The organism is Burkholderia sp. LMU1-1-1.1 (assembly GCF_040675865.1).
In the GTDB taxonomy this organism is placed as follows: Bacteria; Pseudomonadota; Gammaproteobacteria; order Burkholderiales; family Burkholderiaceae_D; genus Rugamonas.
In genome coordinates this window covers 47,486-63,490 of sequence record NZ_JBEGHG010000034.1, presented here as the reverse complement: position 1 = coordinate 63,490, position 16,005 = coordinate 47,486, and the positions used below count along the sequence as shown (strand labels likewise).

Genomic DNA, 16,005 nt, shown 5'->3' with positions numbered 1-16,005 from the left:
GTCGTATCCGTTTCATTCCCGCGGCGCCCGCGCCGTCAACCGCAACCCTCAAGGAAATCATCTTGAAATTCTCAGAACTTAAAGGTAAAAAAATCGGTATCTGCGCTTCGGGCGGACTGGTTAGCTTGTTCATCACGCAGCGCCTGAAGGAAGAGGGCGTGGCCTACGACCAGTTCACGGTCGATATCGGCCAGCCGGGCGAGGAGGGGCACGACTACTGCGCCGGCAATATCGATCTGATGCAGGACACCAGGGTGATCGATCTGAAGGAGGAGATCGCGCAGGTGTTCCTGCAGGCGGTGCGCGCCCAGGCACAGTATGACGGCGGCTATTGGAACACCACCGGCATCGCGCGCGCGGTGACGGTCAAGGGGCTGGTCGCGGCGCTGCGCGAGCAGCAGTGCAATGTGCTGGCGCACGGCGCGGTCCACGGCGGCAACGACGAGTTCCGCTTCACGTACTACCTGAAGATGTTCGCGCCCGAGATCCTGCCGTTCTCGCCGTGGGAAGACCCGACCACGGCGGAGCGCTTCCGCAGCCGCGTGGCGATGAGCGATTTCGTCGCCGACGCCGACCAGACCCTGATGCTCGGCAAGGCGCACCACTCGGTCGACGCCAATCTGGGTGGCGTGTCGCATGAGAACCGCGAGGTCGAGCTGCTGTCCAATCCGACCGACTCGGTGACGCCGATCATGGGCGTGCGCGTGGCCGATGCGCCGGACCAGCCGGAGCGCTGCTCGATCATCTTCAGGAACGGCCTGCCGGTCGCCATCAACGGCACCGAGTTGAGCGCGCATGGCGCCATCGCCATGGCCAACCAGATCGCCGGCCGCAATGGCGTGCTGCTCAAGAACGTGCTGGAGAACCGCATGAACGGCACCAAGGGCCGTGGCTTGTACGAGTCGCCGGGACTGGACCTGCTGGGCACCGCCGCGCGCCACCTGTTCCAGGCCACCGTCGACAAGGATGGCTGGGAGTTGATGCGCTTCCTGTCGCCGTTCATCGCGCGCCAGACCTACGCCGGCCGCCTGTACGATCCGGCCACGCAGACCGCCATCAACAGCGCCGAGGAGCTGACCGCGAATGCCAGCGGCGTGGTCGACATGATCTGCTTCAAGGGCAGCTACACGGTCGACCGCGTGCACGATTACGCCAAGTCGCGCTTCACCGCGCAGCAGTTCCGCTTCGCCCACGGCGGCCAGAAGTGGATCACCGAAGCGGTGGCCTGAGCGCCGGGGGAATCCACCATGACCTCCACCGCACACCGTTTGTTTGTGATGTGGGCGCCACCGCGCTCGCTATCGACCGCTTTCGTCCGCGTGATGGCCGCGCGCGGCGACTTCACCATCCTGCACGAGCCGCTGTGCGATCTGGCGGCGTGCGGCCATTTCGTGCACCGGCGGGCCGGCGCCGAGCCGCGCCGGCTCGACACCGCGCCGGCATTGTTCGAGCATGTGGAGCGCCTGCTGGCTGACGGCCCGGTCTTCGTCAAGGACACCTGCGAGTACGATTACAGGGATATGCTCGATGGTACGAACTACCTGCGCGACGCCACCCATATCTTCATGCTGCGCGAGCCGGCCAGCGTGATCAACTCGCACTACCACATCAATCCGGAGATGCGCTGCGAGGATGTGGGCTACGAGCACCTGGCGCGCGTCTACGATCTGGTGCGGCTTCAGGCGCGCGCGCGGCCGCTGTTCATCGACGCGGAAAAGCTGGTGGCCGATCCTGGCGGGACGGTGGCGCGCTTCTGCGAAAGCGCCGGCCTGAAACACCTGCCGGAGTCGCTGCAATGGGAGGGCGGCCACCTGGAAATCTGGGAGCGCACCAAGCGCTGGCACCTGGATGCGGCCAACAGCAACCGCATCGCGCCGATCGAACGCCAGTACGCGGTCAGGGTCGACAACCACGAGCAGTTGCGCGGCTTCTACCAGGCCAACCGGCCGTTCTACGATTACCTGCGCCAGCAAGCAGGGAGCGCGCAGCCATGAGCGGCCTGTCATCCTCGCTCACCTGGCATGACTTCCCCGTGGTGCGCGGCATGCGCGCCGCACGGCTGCGCCAGCGGCCCTGTGTTCTGTGGTTCACGGGCTTGAGCGGCTCCGGCAAAAGCACGCTGGCGGGACTGGTCGAGGGTACGTTGTTCAGCCAGGGCTACCTGACCTATGTGCTCGACGGCGACAACGTGCGCCATGGCCTGTGCCGCGATCTCGATTTCAGCCACCAGGCCAGGGTGGAGAACATCCGCCGCGTCGGCGAAGTGAGCAAACTGTTCGTCGACGCCGGGATGATCGTGCTGACCGCCTTCATTTCGCCGTTCCGCCAGGACCGGGCGCTGGTACAAGAAATGATCGGCGACGCGCAGTTCATCGAGATCTATCTCGATGCGACGCTCGACGTGTGCGAGCGGCGCGATCCGAAGGGCTTGTACCGCAAGGCCCGCGAAGGCCAGCTGCGGCACTTCACCGGCATCGATTCGCCCTACGAAGCGCCGCAACACGCCAACATCGTGCTCGATACGTCGACCGCGTCGCCGGCGCGGTGCGCGCAAACCATCATCGACTATTTGCAGAAAGGCGGGTGGCTGCTGCCGCAGGCGCCGGCCCTGAATCTATCAACACACTCCGCAGTAAATTCAGTAGTAAATTCTTAAGGAACAAGATGGACCATTTTCATTATGTGAACGGCGAGCTGCACATCGAAGGCGTGCCGGCGCGCGCGATCGCCGAGGCGCACGGCAGCCCGGTATATGTCTACAGCGCGCAGACCTTCAAGCATCACTGCGCGGTGGTGCGGGATGCCTTCTCCGGCATTGAGCCGCTGATCTGCTTCTCGGTCAAAAGCTGCAGCAACCTGGGCGTGCTCAAGCTGCTGGTGGAACAGGGCTGCGGGCTCGATGTCGTCAGCGGCGGCGAGTTGTATCGGGCCTTGCAGGCCGGCGCCGCGCCGGAAAAAATCGTCTTCGCCGGCGTGGGCAAGTCGCGCGACGAGCTGACTTACGCGATCGATGCCGGCGTGTTCCTGTTCAACGCCGAATCGGAGGGCGAACTGGCGCGCATCGACGAGGTGGCACGGGCGGCGGGCAAGCGGGTCAAGGCGGCGGTGCGCGTCAATCCGGATGTCGCCGACGCCGACACCCATGAGAAAACCTCAACCGGCGGACGCCAGACCAAGTTCGGCGTGCCGCTGCTGCGCGCCGAGGCGCTGTTCGAACGTAACCTGTACCGCCATGTCGACGTGGTCGGCATCCATGTCCATCTGGGGTCGCCGATCGCCGCCACCGCCACCTACCTGGCGGCCATCGACAAGGTCGAACAGCTGGCCGACCGCATCGAGGCCAGTGGCAGCAGGATCGAGTTCATTAACATCGGCGGCGGCTTCCCGGCCCAGTACCGCGGCAGCGAGACGCAGGCGTCGTGTTCGCTGCCCCAGATGGGCGCGGCGATCTGCGATCGTCTGCAGGGGCTCAAACGGCGCGGCAAGCACTTCATCATCGAACCGGGCCGCTCGATCAGCGCCAACGCCGGCATCCTGCTGACGTCCGTGGAATACATCAAGCAGGGCTGGGAGCGCAAGATCGCGATCGTCGATGCCGGCATGAACGTGCTGCTGCGTCCGACCCTGTACGGCGCCAGCCACGTGATCTGGCCGGCCAGCTTCGGCGCCTTCGAAGGCCATTGGAGCGGCTTGCCGGGCCAGGGCGCGCCCGATGGCGATGCCGGCGAATTCGACGCCATCGACATCGTCGGTCCGATCTGCGAAACCGGCGATTACTTCGCGCTGGGGCGCGCCATGCCGGCGCTCAACGGCGGCGACCTGCTGGCGATTTTCTCCTGCGGCGCCTATGGCATGAGCATGGCCAGCCAGTACAACTCGCGCGGCAGGCCGGCCGAGGTCATGGTCGAGGGCGGGCGGCAGCGATTGATACGCCACCGCGAATCCTATGCCGATCTGGTCGCGCACGAGTTGTGCGGGATTTAATTTACGAGCGAACGGAGTCCATCATGTCCCAACCCTTTGCAGTGATCGTCGACGCCTATTCGACCGGCGGCGAGCTGGCGCCGAAGTTCGGCGCGCGCGGCATCCCGAGCATCCACATACAGAGCGCGGCGACCATTCCGCCCAGCTACGTGCCGAGCTTCCAGCCTGACACCTTCGCCGCCAGCATCGTCTACCGCAACCTGGACGACTGTGTCAGCAAATTGGCGGCGGCGCTGGGCGGCGGCCACGCGGCGTGGGTCATGGCGGGCGCCGAGACCGGCGTCGAACTGGCCGATCTGCTGGCCGCCGAGCTGGGACTGGCCGGCAATCCGGTGGCCAGTTCGCGCCGCCGCCGCGACAAATACGAGATGGCGCAAGCGCTGGCGGAGGCCGGCCTGGCCGCCGCCGACAGCCTGCGCACCGATGATGTCGAGGCGCTGCTGCAATGGGCGGGAGACGGAAGGCGCGGCTGGCCGATCGTGGTCAAGCCGCTCGCCAGCGCGGGCAGCGACCATGTGTTCTTCTGTTCGAGCGCCGGCCAGCTGCGGGCCGCCTTCGACAGCATGATCGGCCAGCGTAACCGGATGGGCGCCATCAACAGCCAGGTGCTGGCGCAGACCTACCTGGCCGGCACGCAGTATGTGGTCAACAGCGTGTCGATCGACGGACGGCATTATTTTTCAGATATCTGGATCGACCGCCGCAAGACGCTGTCGGGCGCCTCCAACCTCTATGACTGCGAGGAGCTGCTGCCGGCCGTGGGGCCGCTGCAGGACAGCCTGACCGGCTACATGCGCCAGGTGCTCGATGCGCTGGAGGTGCGCAACGGTCCGGCGCATTCCGAGGTGATGATGACCGAACGCGGTCCGGTGCTGGTCGAAACCGGCGCCAGGCTGCAGGGCAGCATGCTGGAACAGCCGGTGATCGACGCCCTGGGCGCGAGCCAGGTGACATTGGCCGTCGAGCGCTGCTGCGACGCGGAGGCATTTGCGCGGCGCCTGGACCAACCGTATGTTCTGAACCGGCACGTCATGTGCGTGGCCCTGATCTCCGACCAGAGCGGCACGGTCGAGGATATATCGGGCTTGCGGGCGATATGCGAGCTGCCGTCGTATGCCTGCCATTTCCACACGCCGGAGGTGGGCGACCGCATCATGCGCACCACCGATCTGTTTTCGATTCCGGGCGTGGTCTATCTCACGAACGCCGACCAGAAGGTGCTGCGCCGCGACTACGAAACCATCCGTGAACTGGAGCGCGGCCGGCGCCTGTTCTCGGTACGCCAGGCGGAGGCGGCGTAATGGGCGCGTCGGTTATCCGGCCGGCGGCAGATACTCCCGCATCGGCGGCCATGCCACCGCCGGCGACGGTGTATCGCCCGCTTGCCGCGTTGTGCTTTGTCGCCGCGTATGCGGTGCTGGCCGCCGCCAATGGCGTTACGGCGGCCATGCTACTGCAGGAAATCGATATCGCGGCCTTCACCTTTGTCAGCTTCCTGTGGGCCGCGCTGATGTTCTACGGCGTACGCCGCTACCGGGAGCGCAACGGGCCGTCGCAGGTGCTGGCGCTGGGCCTGGGCAGGCGCGAGATCGGCGCGCTCAACGTCACCACGGGCTTGAGCTGGATACTGATGTATGTCGCCTACGCCAACCTGGAGCCGGCCGTCGCCGCCACGTTAATGTGTTCGGTGGGGCCGTTCGTGGCGATCGCCTTCGAAGGCGGCGCCGGTCCCGCGCGGCGCACGCCGGCGCGCTGGGCGCTGGCGGCCGGGTTTGTGGCCGGCGGCGCGGTGCTGTTTTACGGCAGCCTGTCGGGCCGCTCGGCGGTGGTGGATTTCAAGCAGTCGCGCATCCTTCTCGGCGCGGCCGCCGCGATAGGCTGCGGCTACTTCATGACCGTCAGCACGGTGTACCTGAAACGACTGAGCGTGCGCGGTTTCCGCACCGACCAGGTGATGGCGCACCGGTTTTACCTGCTGCTCGCCGTCACCGGTGGCTACGCGCTGTGGCAAGGAACCCTGGTGGAGACGGTGCTCGCGCACGGCGCGCTGATCTCGGGCCTGAGCGTGATCGGGGTGGTGTTCCCGATGGTGCTGCTGCAACGGGGTATCACGCTCGGAACGCCGTTCCTGACGATGGTGGTGATGGCCGGGGCGCCGTTGGTCAGCATCGTGCTCCAGCTGTTCGACGGCCGGCTTGCCGTGTCGCCGTTGTCGCTGATCGGGGTTTGCATGACTTTCATCGTCAGCGTGGCCGCGATCCGCATCGTGCTTGTGCCCACGCCAGTACCTTTAGCCGCACCCGCCCGCGCCGCATAGCGTATTTCTAACTTTTTGAGGTTGACTGTATGCTCAATATTGGGTTTGACCACGCACGTCCGTACGTCGCCGACAGCGTTCTGGATATGGTGCGCGCCGCCGCCGAGGCGCACGGCTCCGGCGTCGCCGTGCGCTGCGGCGCCAGCGAGATAACTTATGCCGATCTGATGGCGGCCGCCGAGGCCAATGCCGACCTGCTGCGGGAGCGGGGCGTGGGGCGCAAGGATATGGTCCTGTGCGCGCTCGGCACCGGGATCGAACTGCCGGTGGCCTGGCTGGCGACGATGATGCTGGGCGCCGTCATCGTGCCGATCGATGTCGGCTGGCCGGCGCTGCGGCTGCGCGCCGTCGCCGCCACCACCGAGGCGGGCATCGCGATCGCCGGCGACGAGGGCCACGAGGCGCTGTTGGCGGCGGGTGTGCGTGTCGTCGGGATGCGTTTGGAAGGGGACGGCCGCCGGACCACATCGGTGCCGGGCGCCGGCGCGAGCGGCGCTGGCGCCGATCTGGTGTATGGGTTCTTCACCTCCGGTTCCACCGGCGTGCCCAAATGCGCGCTCAATCATCACGCCGGGCTGGCCAACCGCTTCCGCTACATGACGCGCCGTTTCGGTCAACGCCAGGTGGTGTACCAGAACAGCGCGCCGTTGTTCGATTCGTCGATCTGGCAGATGCTGTGGCCATTGACCGGCGGCAGCGTCTCGGTCCTGCCAGAGCGGCGCGGCCGCTGGGATCTGGATGCCGTGGTCGAAGACATCGCGCGCCACGGCGTCACCATGACCGACTTCGTGCCGACGCTGTTCAAGCTGTTGGTGCGCGGCCTGGAAAGCGGCGGCATCGCCCGTGCCAAGCTGGCCAGCCTGCGTTACTTGCTGATCGGCGGCGAGGAAATCGACGCCCCTTCGGTGCACAGCTTCCGCCGCCTGCTGCCGCAGTGCCGCGTGATCAACACCTATGGCCATACGGAGGCGTCCATCGGCATGGTGTTCCATGAGGTGCACGACGAGGACGGGCAGCATATCCCGCTCGGACGGCCGATCGATAACACCCATGTGCGCATCGTCGATCCGTCGATGCGGGTGCTTGTCGACGGGGAGCTTGGCGAGATCGTCGTCGGCGGCGTCTGTGTCGGCGCCGGCTACCTGAACCTGCCGCAGCTGACCGCGCGCGCCTTTGTGGCGAATCCCTTCCCGGACGTTCCGGGCCCGATCGTGTACCGTACCGGCGACATGGGACGCGTGCGCGCGGACGGGCTGCTCGAATATGCCGGACGGGCCGACGACCAGGTCAAGGTGCGCGGCGTTCGTATCGAACTGGGTGAGCTGGCGCTGGCGATGAAGGCGTGCTTCGATGACGTGGGCGACGCGGTGGCGCTGATGGCGCCGGCCGCGAACGGCGAGCCCGAACTGGCGCTGGCGTATGCCGCGCCGGCGGAGATCGAGGCATGCCGTCTGCGCCGGGCGCTGGCCCACCATTTGCCAATGACGCATATGCCGCGCCGTGTTCTGTGGCTGGCGTCCTTGCCGGTGTCGGCCAATGGCAAGCTGGATCGCAAGCGCATCGTCGACATGATCGCCGCGCAAACCGCGCCGGCGACCATCGCCCCCATTGCGCGGGAGGGCGCGGCCGGCATGCTGGAGATGATCGTGCATTGCTACCGCGGCGTGCTGCTGATGACAGACATCGGTCCGGATACGAATTTCTTCGATAACGGCGGCGATTCGCTGGCGGCGGTCAACCTGTCGCTGATGCTGGCACAAGCGAGCGGCGTGACGGTGCCGGTGACGCGGCTCTACGAATATCCGACGCCGCGCGCGCTGGCGGCATTCCTGAACGCGGGTGGCAACGCGGCCGGGCAGGGCAACTTGTCGCTGCCGGAGGTCGAGTACAGCAACACCGGCGTGCCGGCCGCCGCCAGCCGCCGTGTGCTGCTGACCGGCGCCACCGGCTGCATCGGCGTGCACGTGCTGGAATGCCTGCTGCGCACCACGACGCTGGAAGTGTCGGTGCTGCTGCGCGGCGCCAGCAGCCAGGCCGCGCTGGACCGGCTGGCGTCCGTCTACCGCGCGGCGCATCGCGGCCAGGCGCTGCCGCTTGCCCGCATCAAGGTGCTGCTGGGCGACCTGGCCGCGCCGAAGTGGGGGCTGCCGCTGCCGGTGTGGGAGCATCAGGCGGCCGAGATCGACGAGGTGATTCATTGCGGCGCGGAGGTCAATTTCCTGCTGCCGGCGACGCAGCTGTTCGCGCCCAACGTGCTGGGAACCGCCAGTTTGATTCAGTTTTGCCGTGAGGGCCGGGCCAAGCGCGTGCATCACGTTTCCTCGCTCGCCGCCAAGCTGAAGGCGGTGGACGTGCATGGCGCCGCGCCGGCCGGCACCACCGGCTATGGCTATACCAAGTACCTGGCGGACCGGCTGATCGTGCGCGCGCAGGCGCAAGGACTACCGGCCCGCATCTATAGGGTCGATGACGTGCTGCCGTCGATCTGCGCCGGCCATGTCAATCAGCAGTCGCTGGTGCATATGCTATTGAGTTGCTGCTTGCGGCTGGGGGTGGCGCCGGCCGGCTGCGGCGAGCTTGGCCTGCTGCCGATCGACGCGCTGGCGCGCTGGCTATGCGGGTTTGTCGGTACGCAGGCCAATTTCGGCGGCGCGCCGGCGCTGGTGGATGTGGTGGGACAGCAGTTCGTCCCGTTCGACATGCTGGTGTGGGCGGTCGCCGGCAAACTGGGGCGCGAGTCGGCGCCGATAGGCTACGACGCGTTTCTGGCGCTGCTGCGCCGGACCGACGATCCGCGCGCCGCGCTGCTGCACGACATGCTGCCGCAGGCGAGGAGCGGGCGCGTGGCCTTCACCCACCCGTTGCCGGCCGCGGAAACGCAGGCCAAATGCGCCGCCGTGCCGAACGGCCAGCAACTGGTCGCCAATCTGGGCGACTTCGCGCTGTATCTCGAATCGCTGGCGCGGACGCTGGACGGGCCGGGCGCATGATAGCGGCGCTGCTGACCACTTTGGCCAGCCTGTCCGCGCAGGCCGGCGGCGACGACGCGGCGCCAGGCGCGATGGAGGCTGCGGCCGGCCGCGCGGCGCCGGAGATGTTGGCGGCGGCGGCGACGATGCCGGCGATCCGGGCCGGCGACGCGCGTCAAACCGCGCCGTCGCTTGGCGCGATTGAGACACCGCCCGCGCAGCCCCGCATGCTGGCCGACAGTACGCTGCACATCCTGTTCAGGAACTACCGCGACAGCCTGACGATCAACGGCTACGGCACGCAGCGCGGCTGGGTGCAGGGCGCGCAGGGAAATTTCGTCTCCGGCTTGAGTTCGGGCCAAAGCGGTTTCGGTGTCGACGCCTCGCTCTTCGGCGCCGTCAAGCTCGATGGCGACGGCGCGTCCGGCGACATGGTGCACGTGGATCGTGACGGCAGCGGCGGCGAAAGGCGCAAGGCCTGGGCGTACATGGGCGGCTATGCGGTGAAGGCGCGCTATGGCGGCATGCTGCTCAAATACGGCTTGCAGCAGGTGGAGAATGTCTTTCTCGAGTCGAAGGACAACCGCGCGCTGCCGCCGTCGTTTCGTGGCGTGACGCTGACCGGGGAACCGGCCGGAGGGGTGGGCGTGGAGGCCGGCAGCGTCGATGCCGTCAATCCGCGCGGGCGCACCGGTGTGGTGGGGCTGAAAACCGCCTATGGCGGCACGCCGATCTCGCGTCTTAGTTACGGTGGCGTGAACCTGACTTCGGCGTCCAGCAAGGTATCGGTTTATGCTGCGCAGGCGCGCGATGTCTGGAACCAGCTGTTTATCGCGGGGAGGCATAGCGTCGGGGCCTCGGAGGCGAGCAAGTGGACCCTTGGCGGCGCGGCGTATTTAACCCGCGACCAGGGCGCGGGCTTGCAGGGGCCGATCGGCGGCAAGGCTTACAGCGTGGCGCTGGCCAGGCAGCTTGGCGCTTCGGAGCTGGCGATCTCGTTCCAGCACGTGATGAGCGACCAGTACCTGGACTATGTTCAGGAGGCGAACGGGCTGTATCTGGCCAACGGCATGGTGGCCGACTATAACGGGCCGCGCGAGAAGTCGCTGCAGCTGCGCTACACGGCGAACGGCGCCGATTTTTCGCTGCCGGGGATGAGCGTGATTTTTTGGGGTATCGCCGGCCGCAGCAAGTCGCCCGCCCAGGTGATGCGCGCGGCTCCCGAAGCGGGGACCTGGCGCGATGCCTACTGGCGTGGCGGGGCCCATGTCCATGGCAATCATCACGAGCTTGGGCTGAAGGCCAGCTACGTTTTCGATCGCGGCGACGTCAAGGGTATCAGCCTGGCTTTCATCGCGCTGGTGCACCGGGGTTCGGCGCACTACGTCGAACCCAGCGAGCGCGAGTACCGGTTGATCCTCAACGTGCCGGTGAAGGTGTTCTAGTCAGGATGCCCGGCTGCGGTAGCTTTGCGGCGCGAGGTCCTCTTTCGGCGCCAGCGCCTGCAGGCGCTTGTACAGCACGCGTGTTTCGAGCAGGTTCCAGACGCGCAGCATCGCTTCGAGCGTGTCGAATGGTTTGGTGAGGAAGTCCTTGGCGCCCAGGGCCAGCGAACGGCGCTTGGCTTCGGCGGTGGCGTCGGCGGTGACCACCAGCACCGGACGGAAGTCGTACGGATCGCCGCGCCGCTTGAGCCGCTCCAGCACCGCGTAGCCGTCAAGGTCCGGCATCATCAGATCGAGCACGATCAGGTCCGGGTCGAAGGCTGTGAACAGATCGAGCGCGGTCCTGGCGTCGGTGGTGCCGACGACGTGGGTCAGGCCCTCGCCGATGAACATGTCCTCCAGCAGTCGCAGATTGGCCGGCTGATCGTCGATGATCAGGATGCGCGAGGCCAGGACTTCGTTTTCCATCATTGTTTTTGCTCCGTGGTGTCGAGTAAGGCAAAGAATTCGGGGATCTTGAGCGGCTTGGCCAGATGGCGCGGCGCTCCCGGCGCGACTTCGCCGCCCAGCACCACCAGCTCGCCGGGCAGGGCGTGCACCGCGTCGTCGGCCAGGTCGCAGGCCACCAGCAGCAGATCGGGCGGCGATTGGCGCGCCAGCGCGATGCCGCCGGCCTTGTCGGCGGCGGCGGTGACGCGCCAGTGCGGCCGCCGCTGCATCAGCGCGGCGATCAGCGCGCGGGTGCCGGCGTCGGCATCGATGCAGATCATGCTGTGCGTGGTGGACGCCGGTGCCGGCGTGGAGACCGCGCGCGCGGCTTGGCCGATGGCGACATCGGCGGGAGCGCTGGAGACCGCGTCCGCGGCGGCGGCGGGCAAGGTCAGCGTGAACCGGCTGCCCCGGCCGGCCTTGTCATCAAGGCGGATATCGCCTTGCATGGCTTGCATCAGCGCCTTGGACACGGCAAGACCCAGGCCGGCGCCCTCGGTCTTGCCGCTTTCGGCGCCGAGGCGGTCGAATGGCGCGAACAGGCGGGTACGCAGCGCGGGCGTGATGCCGGGTCCGGCGTCGTCGATGTGGATGCTGACGGTGCCTGTGGCGGGATCGCTGCCGAAACCGATATCGACGTCGCCGCCTTGCTCGCCATATTTGATGGCGTTCGATAGCAGGTTGAGCATCACTTGCAGCAGGCGCTGACGGTCGGCCATGACGGCGCCGAAGATGGCCGCGCTGTCATGGCGTAGCCGCACCGCGCGTTTCTGCGCCATCGGCGCCATCAGCATCACCGCCTCGTCGACCAGCGGCGCCAGCGCCACCGGCGCGCATTCCAGCGTCAGTTTGCCGGCCTCGATGCGGCCGATGTCGAGCACCTCGTCGATCAGCGACAGCAGATGCTGGCCGGCCTGGCGGATATGCTCGGCGTGTTCGCGTTCGCGCGGAGCCTTCAGGCCCGCCTCCAGCAACTGGGCGTAGCCGAGGATGGCGTTCAAGGGCGTGCGCAGTTCGTGACTGGTGCGGGCCAGGAACTGGGTCTTGGCCAGGCTGGCCGCCTGCGCCGCCGACGCCCGTCCGGCCAGCAACACGCTGGCCTGGTGCAGCCGTTCGGCCAACTGGCCCAGTTCATCGCGGGTATCAGGCGCCGGTATCAGCGGCAGATCGCTGTTCAGGCGTTCGGCGTTTTCGGCCGCCAGGCGCACCCGCCGCACCAGGCCGACGGTGAAGGTCAGCGTGGCCATGGCGCCGGCCAGGCCGGCGGCGGCGACCGCGATGGTCATCCACAGATTGCGGTTGGAGGCCTGCTGCAGCGCCAGCGCGCGCTGCTCCACCAGCGCCGACTCGCGCAGGCTCATGACGCCGATTTCGGCGCGCAGCTGGTCGAGGATTCCTTTGCTGCTGCGCAGATGTTCTTGCAGCTCGACAGGGCTGGCGTTGCGCTGGCCGCGCATGATCTCCAGGCTTGCCAGCTTCTTGTTCAACAGCGGCGTGATACGCCGCAGGCTGGCGATTTGTTCGGTGTCCCGGACCTTGGCCTGCAGGCTGGCCAGGGTGGCCGGCAGCTGCGTGACCGCAACGCCGTAAGGCGTGAGGAAGTCGTCGCGACCCGTCAGCAGATAGCCGCGCACACCGGTTGCCGCCTCGGCGATCTGCGTGTGCAGGCGCTGGATGTCGGCCTGCGCCTGCATGGCGCGCAGCATGTCGGCGGTGGCGGCGGCGGTTTTGCGCTCCAGCGTATAGCTGGTGGCGGCGGAACCGAGCAACAGCGCCAGCGAGGCGGCGATGATGACGCCACCCTTGAAGCCTAGCGACCAGTGGCGCGGATGGAGCGCGCCGGTGCGCCCGCTCACCGCGCCGGTCATGCGCCCAGCCCCAGATCGGCGGCGCGCACCGCCGCCTGCGTGCGGTCGTTCAGATCGAGCTTGTGCAGGATGCGCTCGACGTGGACCTTGACGGTGCCGGCGGCGATGCCCAGGTGTTCGCCCATGGCGGCATTGGTCCAGCCGCTGGGCAGCAGCGCGAACACCTGCAGTTCACGCGGGGTCAGCACCTTGAGCATCTCGGCCGCCTCCGGCGCCGCCACGCGCGGCGCGTTCTGCGGCGCCGCCAGCACCGCCGCCAGCATCGTCGCCAGCGCCTGCAGCGTGAGCAGGTCGTCCGGATGGGGCGGGGGCGCGGCCTGGGTGCTGAGCAGCGCGAGCATGCCGCGATTTTTCCCGTCGAGGCACAGCGGCACCAGCACTTCGAGTCCGACCCGCTGTTCGCGGCCGATCCGCAGCCCGCTGGCGATGTCCTGCCGCACCAGCGGCGGGCGCGGACCCGGTTGCAGCACCGCCTGCAGCGCGGCCGCATACGCCAGGCGGGCGCCGACCGGCGGCACCTGCCCCTGGCTGGCCAATACCTGCAGCGCGTCGTCCTTGAGCACCATGATGGCGCCATCCTCCAGCGACAGGAAGGCCAGGGCCTTCGACAGGGCCGTCGACAGCGCCGACGCGCACAGTCCCTCGCTGGCCAGCGCGCTGGCGGCGTCGGTCAGCAGGCGCCACCGGGCCGCGCTGCTTTCGATTTGGCGATAGCGGTTGCGGACCGCGCGCGCGCTGTCGCCGGTGGAAGTCAGGTGGGTGATGTTGGTCATTTTGGACGCGGCATAGTCGAATAAATCGCGATTATATGCCAACCGGCATATGCGAATACCCCCGACCAGCAGATTTTCGAATCGCTCGCAACCATGATACTGGATTCATTGGCGGGGCAACGGCCCACCAAACTTCCTAAACAACGAATGGAGCATATGATGAAAAAGATTCTGATTTCCCTGGCACTGGCAGCTGCAAGCACCATGGCTTACGCCGATGGGGCGCCGAAGGTCTACAAGGGCGTGGCGGCGGTGCCGAGCAACGCGCAGGAAGCGGAGATCGCCGGGCTGTTCGTCAAGTGGAACGCGGCGCTGGCGACCGGCGACTCGGCCAAGGTGGCCGGCATGTACGCGCCGAACGCGGTGCTGGAACCGACGGTGTCGAACGAGGTGCGCTCCAACCCGGCCGCGATCAAGGACTACTTCGACAAGTTCCTGAAACTGAAGCCGCAAGGGACGATTAACTATCGGTATATCCACATGCTGGGCGCCGATTCCGCGCTCGACACCGGCGTGTACACCTTCCGGGTGACCCAGAACGGCAAGGTGCAGGATATCCAGGCGCGCTACACCTATGTGTACCAGAAGGTCGGCGGCGAGTGGAAGATCCTGAACCATCATTCGTCGGCGATGCCGGAAATCGCGGCCAAGTAAGCTTCATCGCCGTTGCAAAAAAAGCCACCCCGGGCGTTCAGCCCTCGGTGGCTTTTTGCTCTTCGACCGGGTTGAGGCCACTCCACGAGACGGTGGTGGCCTCGGTCACCAGCACGGACGATCCGGGGCTGATGGTCTGGGCGAAGCGGTGGATGGCGTCGCGCACTTCGTTGATCGGTTCGACGCCGCTGTAGCAAAATTCGCCCGGCGGCAGGTAGTAGCCCTTGCCGTCGTCGGCCTTGATGGCGCCGGCGATGTTGTACTTTGCCAGTTCGACCGCCAGGCGGTGGTAGGTCTGGCTGTCCGGGTCATCGAAGGCGACGCGAATGATGTAGTTGACCATGTCTATTCCTCAAAATTGGTGGGGAATCATGGCACAAAAAACCGCCCGTGGACTAAATTTTTGACCTGGCGTTTTGACAAAGCAAAGCCCCGAGCAAGCAGCAAACTTGTCGGGGCTTTTGGTCAATTACCGGAGAAAGCATTTGACTGGGGAGAAGCATAATGAAGAAAACTTAAAATTAACTTAGTTTCATCGTCGAACCCGGGGCTTTGGTGCGGTGGCCGGATGGTGTAGCATGTCGGACGGCGATTTGGCAGGGTGCAGTGGCCCCCGCCCGCCGGTATTCAAGGACAGATATGCAAATCAAAATTAATGAAGTGCTGCGCGCTTACATCGAACCGCTCACCGAGAGCGAATACGCGGCGCTGGAACGCAGCATCCTGGTCGAAGGCTGCCGCGACGCGCTGGTGCTGTGGCAGGACGTGCTGGTCGACGGCCATAATCGTTATCAAATATGCCAGCAACACGGGATTCCGTTCAAGGTCACGGAGAACACCAGTTTCCAGAACCTGGACGACGTCAAGCTGTGGATGATCGATAATAATCTGGGCCGCCGCAGCATTTCCGACTACCAGCGCGGCGTTCTGGCGCTGCGCAAGAAGGAAATCGTCGCCGCGCGCGTGGCCGACCTGATGGCGGAAGCCGCCGCCGAGGACGCGATGATCGCGCCGCCCGAAGGCGACGCGGCCAAACCCAAGCCGGCCGCCATGCCGTTGGCGTCGCGCGAGGACATCGCCCGCGCGGCCCGTTTGAGCAGCGCGACCATCAGCCAGATCGAAAAGATCCAGAAGACGGCGACGCCGGAGCTGGTGGAGGCGGTCCGCTCGGGCACGATCTCGATCAACGCCGCCGCCACGGTGGCCTCGCTGCCGGAAGCCGACCAGGTGGCGGCGGTCGCCGGCGGCAAAAAGGAATTGCAGAAGGCTGCCAAGGAAGTGCGCGAACTGCGCGCCGCCTCGCGTCCCGCCAAGGAGCCGAAGGAGGCCAAGGAAGGCGGCGACTACGGCCGTCCGCTGACCGAGGTGGAGGAGCTGCGCGCCGAGAACGCGTCGCTCAAGGAGAAGAACGCGGCGCTGCGGGCCGAGATCACCGCGCTGCAACTGCGTATTTCGGAGTTGGTCGACGCCAGCTGATGTTGTTTTCCCTTCCACCGTCCGGAGTCC

At 66.6% G+C, this 16,005-nt stretch carries 14 protein-coding genes; 10 read left to right on the top strand and 4 right to left on the bottom strand.

Features of this window, described 5'->3' with window-relative positions:
• Positions 1–62: 62 nt before the first annotated feature.
• The 8 genes from MRBLMU1_RS21850 to MRBLMU1_RS21815 are packed head-to-tail and all read left to right on the top strand — an operon-like array spanning position 63 to position 10,715.
• On the top strand, positions 63–1,229 hold the full coding sequence (locus tag MRBLMU1_RS21850; RefSeq protein ID WP_363505676.1) for an argininosuccinate synthase domain-containing protein: 1,167 nt from the start codon (positions 63–65) through the stop codon (positions 1,227–1,229).
• An 18-nt stretch (positions 1,230–1,247) separates the two neighbouring features.
• Positions 1,248–1,994: a hypothetical protein gene (locus MRBLMU1_RS21845; protein ID WP_363505673.1), complete on the top strand. Its 747-nt coding sequence runs from the start codon at positions 1,248–1,250 to the stop codon at positions 1,992–1,994.
• Entirely contained in the window at positions 1,991–2,656 is a 666-nt protein-coding gene (gene cysC / locus MRBLMU1_RS21840; protein WP_363505670.1) for an adenylyl-sulfate kinase, read from the top strand. The genes MRBLMU1_RS21845 and cysC overlap by 4 nt, the downstream gene beginning before the upstream one ends.
• Before the next feature lie 8 nt (positions 2,657–2,664).
• A complete protein-coding gene (gene lysA, locus MRBLMU1_RS21835) occupies positions 2,665–3,984 on the top strand; it encodes a diaminopimelate decarboxylase (RefSeq protein WP_363505667.1) in 1,320 nt (439 codons plus the stop codon).
• A gap of 23 nt (positions 3,985–4,007) precedes the next feature.
• Positions 4,008–5,285, top strand: coding sequence for an ATP-grasp domain-containing protein (locus MRBLMU1_RS21830; RefSeq protein WP_363505664.1), 1,278 nt, complete (start codon positions 4,008–4,010; stop codon positions 5,283–5,285).
• A gap of 50 nt (positions 5,286–5,335) precedes the next feature.
• Positions 5,336–6,301 carry a hypothetical protein gene (locus MRBLMU1_RS21825; RefSeq protein ID WP_363505661.1) on the top strand — a complete coding sequence of 322 codons (966 nt, stop codon included), beginning with the start codon at positions 5,336–5,338 and terminating at the stop codon, positions 6,299–6,301.
• Positions 6,302–6,330: 29 nt separating this feature from the next.
• A complete protein-coding gene (locus MRBLMU1_RS21820) occupies positions 6,331–9,291 on the top strand; it encodes an amino acid adenylation domain-containing protein (protein ID WP_363505658.1) in 2,961 nt (986 codons plus the stop codon).
• Positions 9,288–10,715, top strand: a complete 1,428-nt coding sequence (locus MRBLMU1_RS21815; RefSeq protein WP_363505655.1) for an OprD family outer membrane porin — start codon at positions 9,288–9,290, stop codon at positions 10,713–10,715. Before MRBLMU1_RS21820 ends, MRBLMU1_RS21815 begins: the two co-directional genes overlap by 4 nt.
• Here MRBLMU1_RS21815 and MRBLMU1_RS21810 read toward each other — a convergent pair whose 3' ends face one another.
• Genes MRBLMU1_RS21810 through MRBLMU1_RS21800 form a run of 3 tightly spaced genes read right to left on the bottom strand, consistent with a single transcriptional unit; the run spans position 10,716 to position 13,845 of the window.
• A complete protein-coding gene (locus tag MRBLMU1_RS21810) occupies positions 10,716–11,186 on the bottom strand; it encodes a response regulator (RefSeq protein WP_363505652.1) in 471 nt (156 codons plus the stop codon).
• A complete protein-coding gene (locus MRBLMU1_RS21805) occupies positions 11,183–13,072 on the bottom strand; it encodes an ATP-binding protein (protein ID WP_363505649.1) in 1,890 nt (629 codons plus the stop codon). Before MRBLMU1_RS21805 ends, MRBLMU1_RS21810 begins: the two co-directional genes overlap by 4 nt.
• A complete protein-coding gene (locus MRBLMU1_RS21800) occupies positions 13,069–13,845 on the bottom strand; it encodes a helix-turn-helix transcriptional regulator (RefSeq protein WP_363505646.1) in 777 nt (258 codons plus the stop codon). The genes MRBLMU1_RS21805 and MRBLMU1_RS21800 overlap by 4 nt, the downstream gene beginning before the upstream one ends.
• A gap of 156 nt (positions 13,846–14,001) precedes the next feature.
• On the opposite strand from MRBLMU1_RS21800, the gene MRBLMU1_RS21795 reads away from it, so the two are divergent.
• Complete coding sequence (locus MRBLMU1_RS21795) at positions 14,002–14,499, top strand: SgcJ/EcaC family oxidoreductase (protein ID WP_363505643.1); 498 nt, start codon at positions 14,002–14,004, stop codon at positions 14,497–14,499.
• 37 nt (positions 14,500–14,536) lie between these two features.
• Here the strand turns inward: MRBLMU1_RS21795 and MRBLMU1_RS21790 are convergent, their stop codons facing one another.
• Positions 14,537–14,842: a hypothetical protein gene (locus tag MRBLMU1_RS21790; RefSeq protein ID WP_363505640.1), complete on the bottom strand. Its 306-nt coding sequence runs from the start codon at positions 14,840–14,842 to the stop codon at positions 14,537–14,539.
• Between the two features lie 296 nt (positions 14,843–15,138).
• Between MRBLMU1_RS21790 and MRBLMU1_RS21785 the strand changes: the two genes are divergently transcribed.
• Positions 15,139–15,975 (top strand): hypothetical protein, encoded by an 837-nt coding sequence (locus MRBLMU1_RS21785; RefSeq protein WP_363505637.1) that lies wholly within the window; start codon positions 15,139–15,141, stop codon positions 15,973–15,975.
• Positions 15,976–16,005 lie beyond the last annotated feature (30 nt).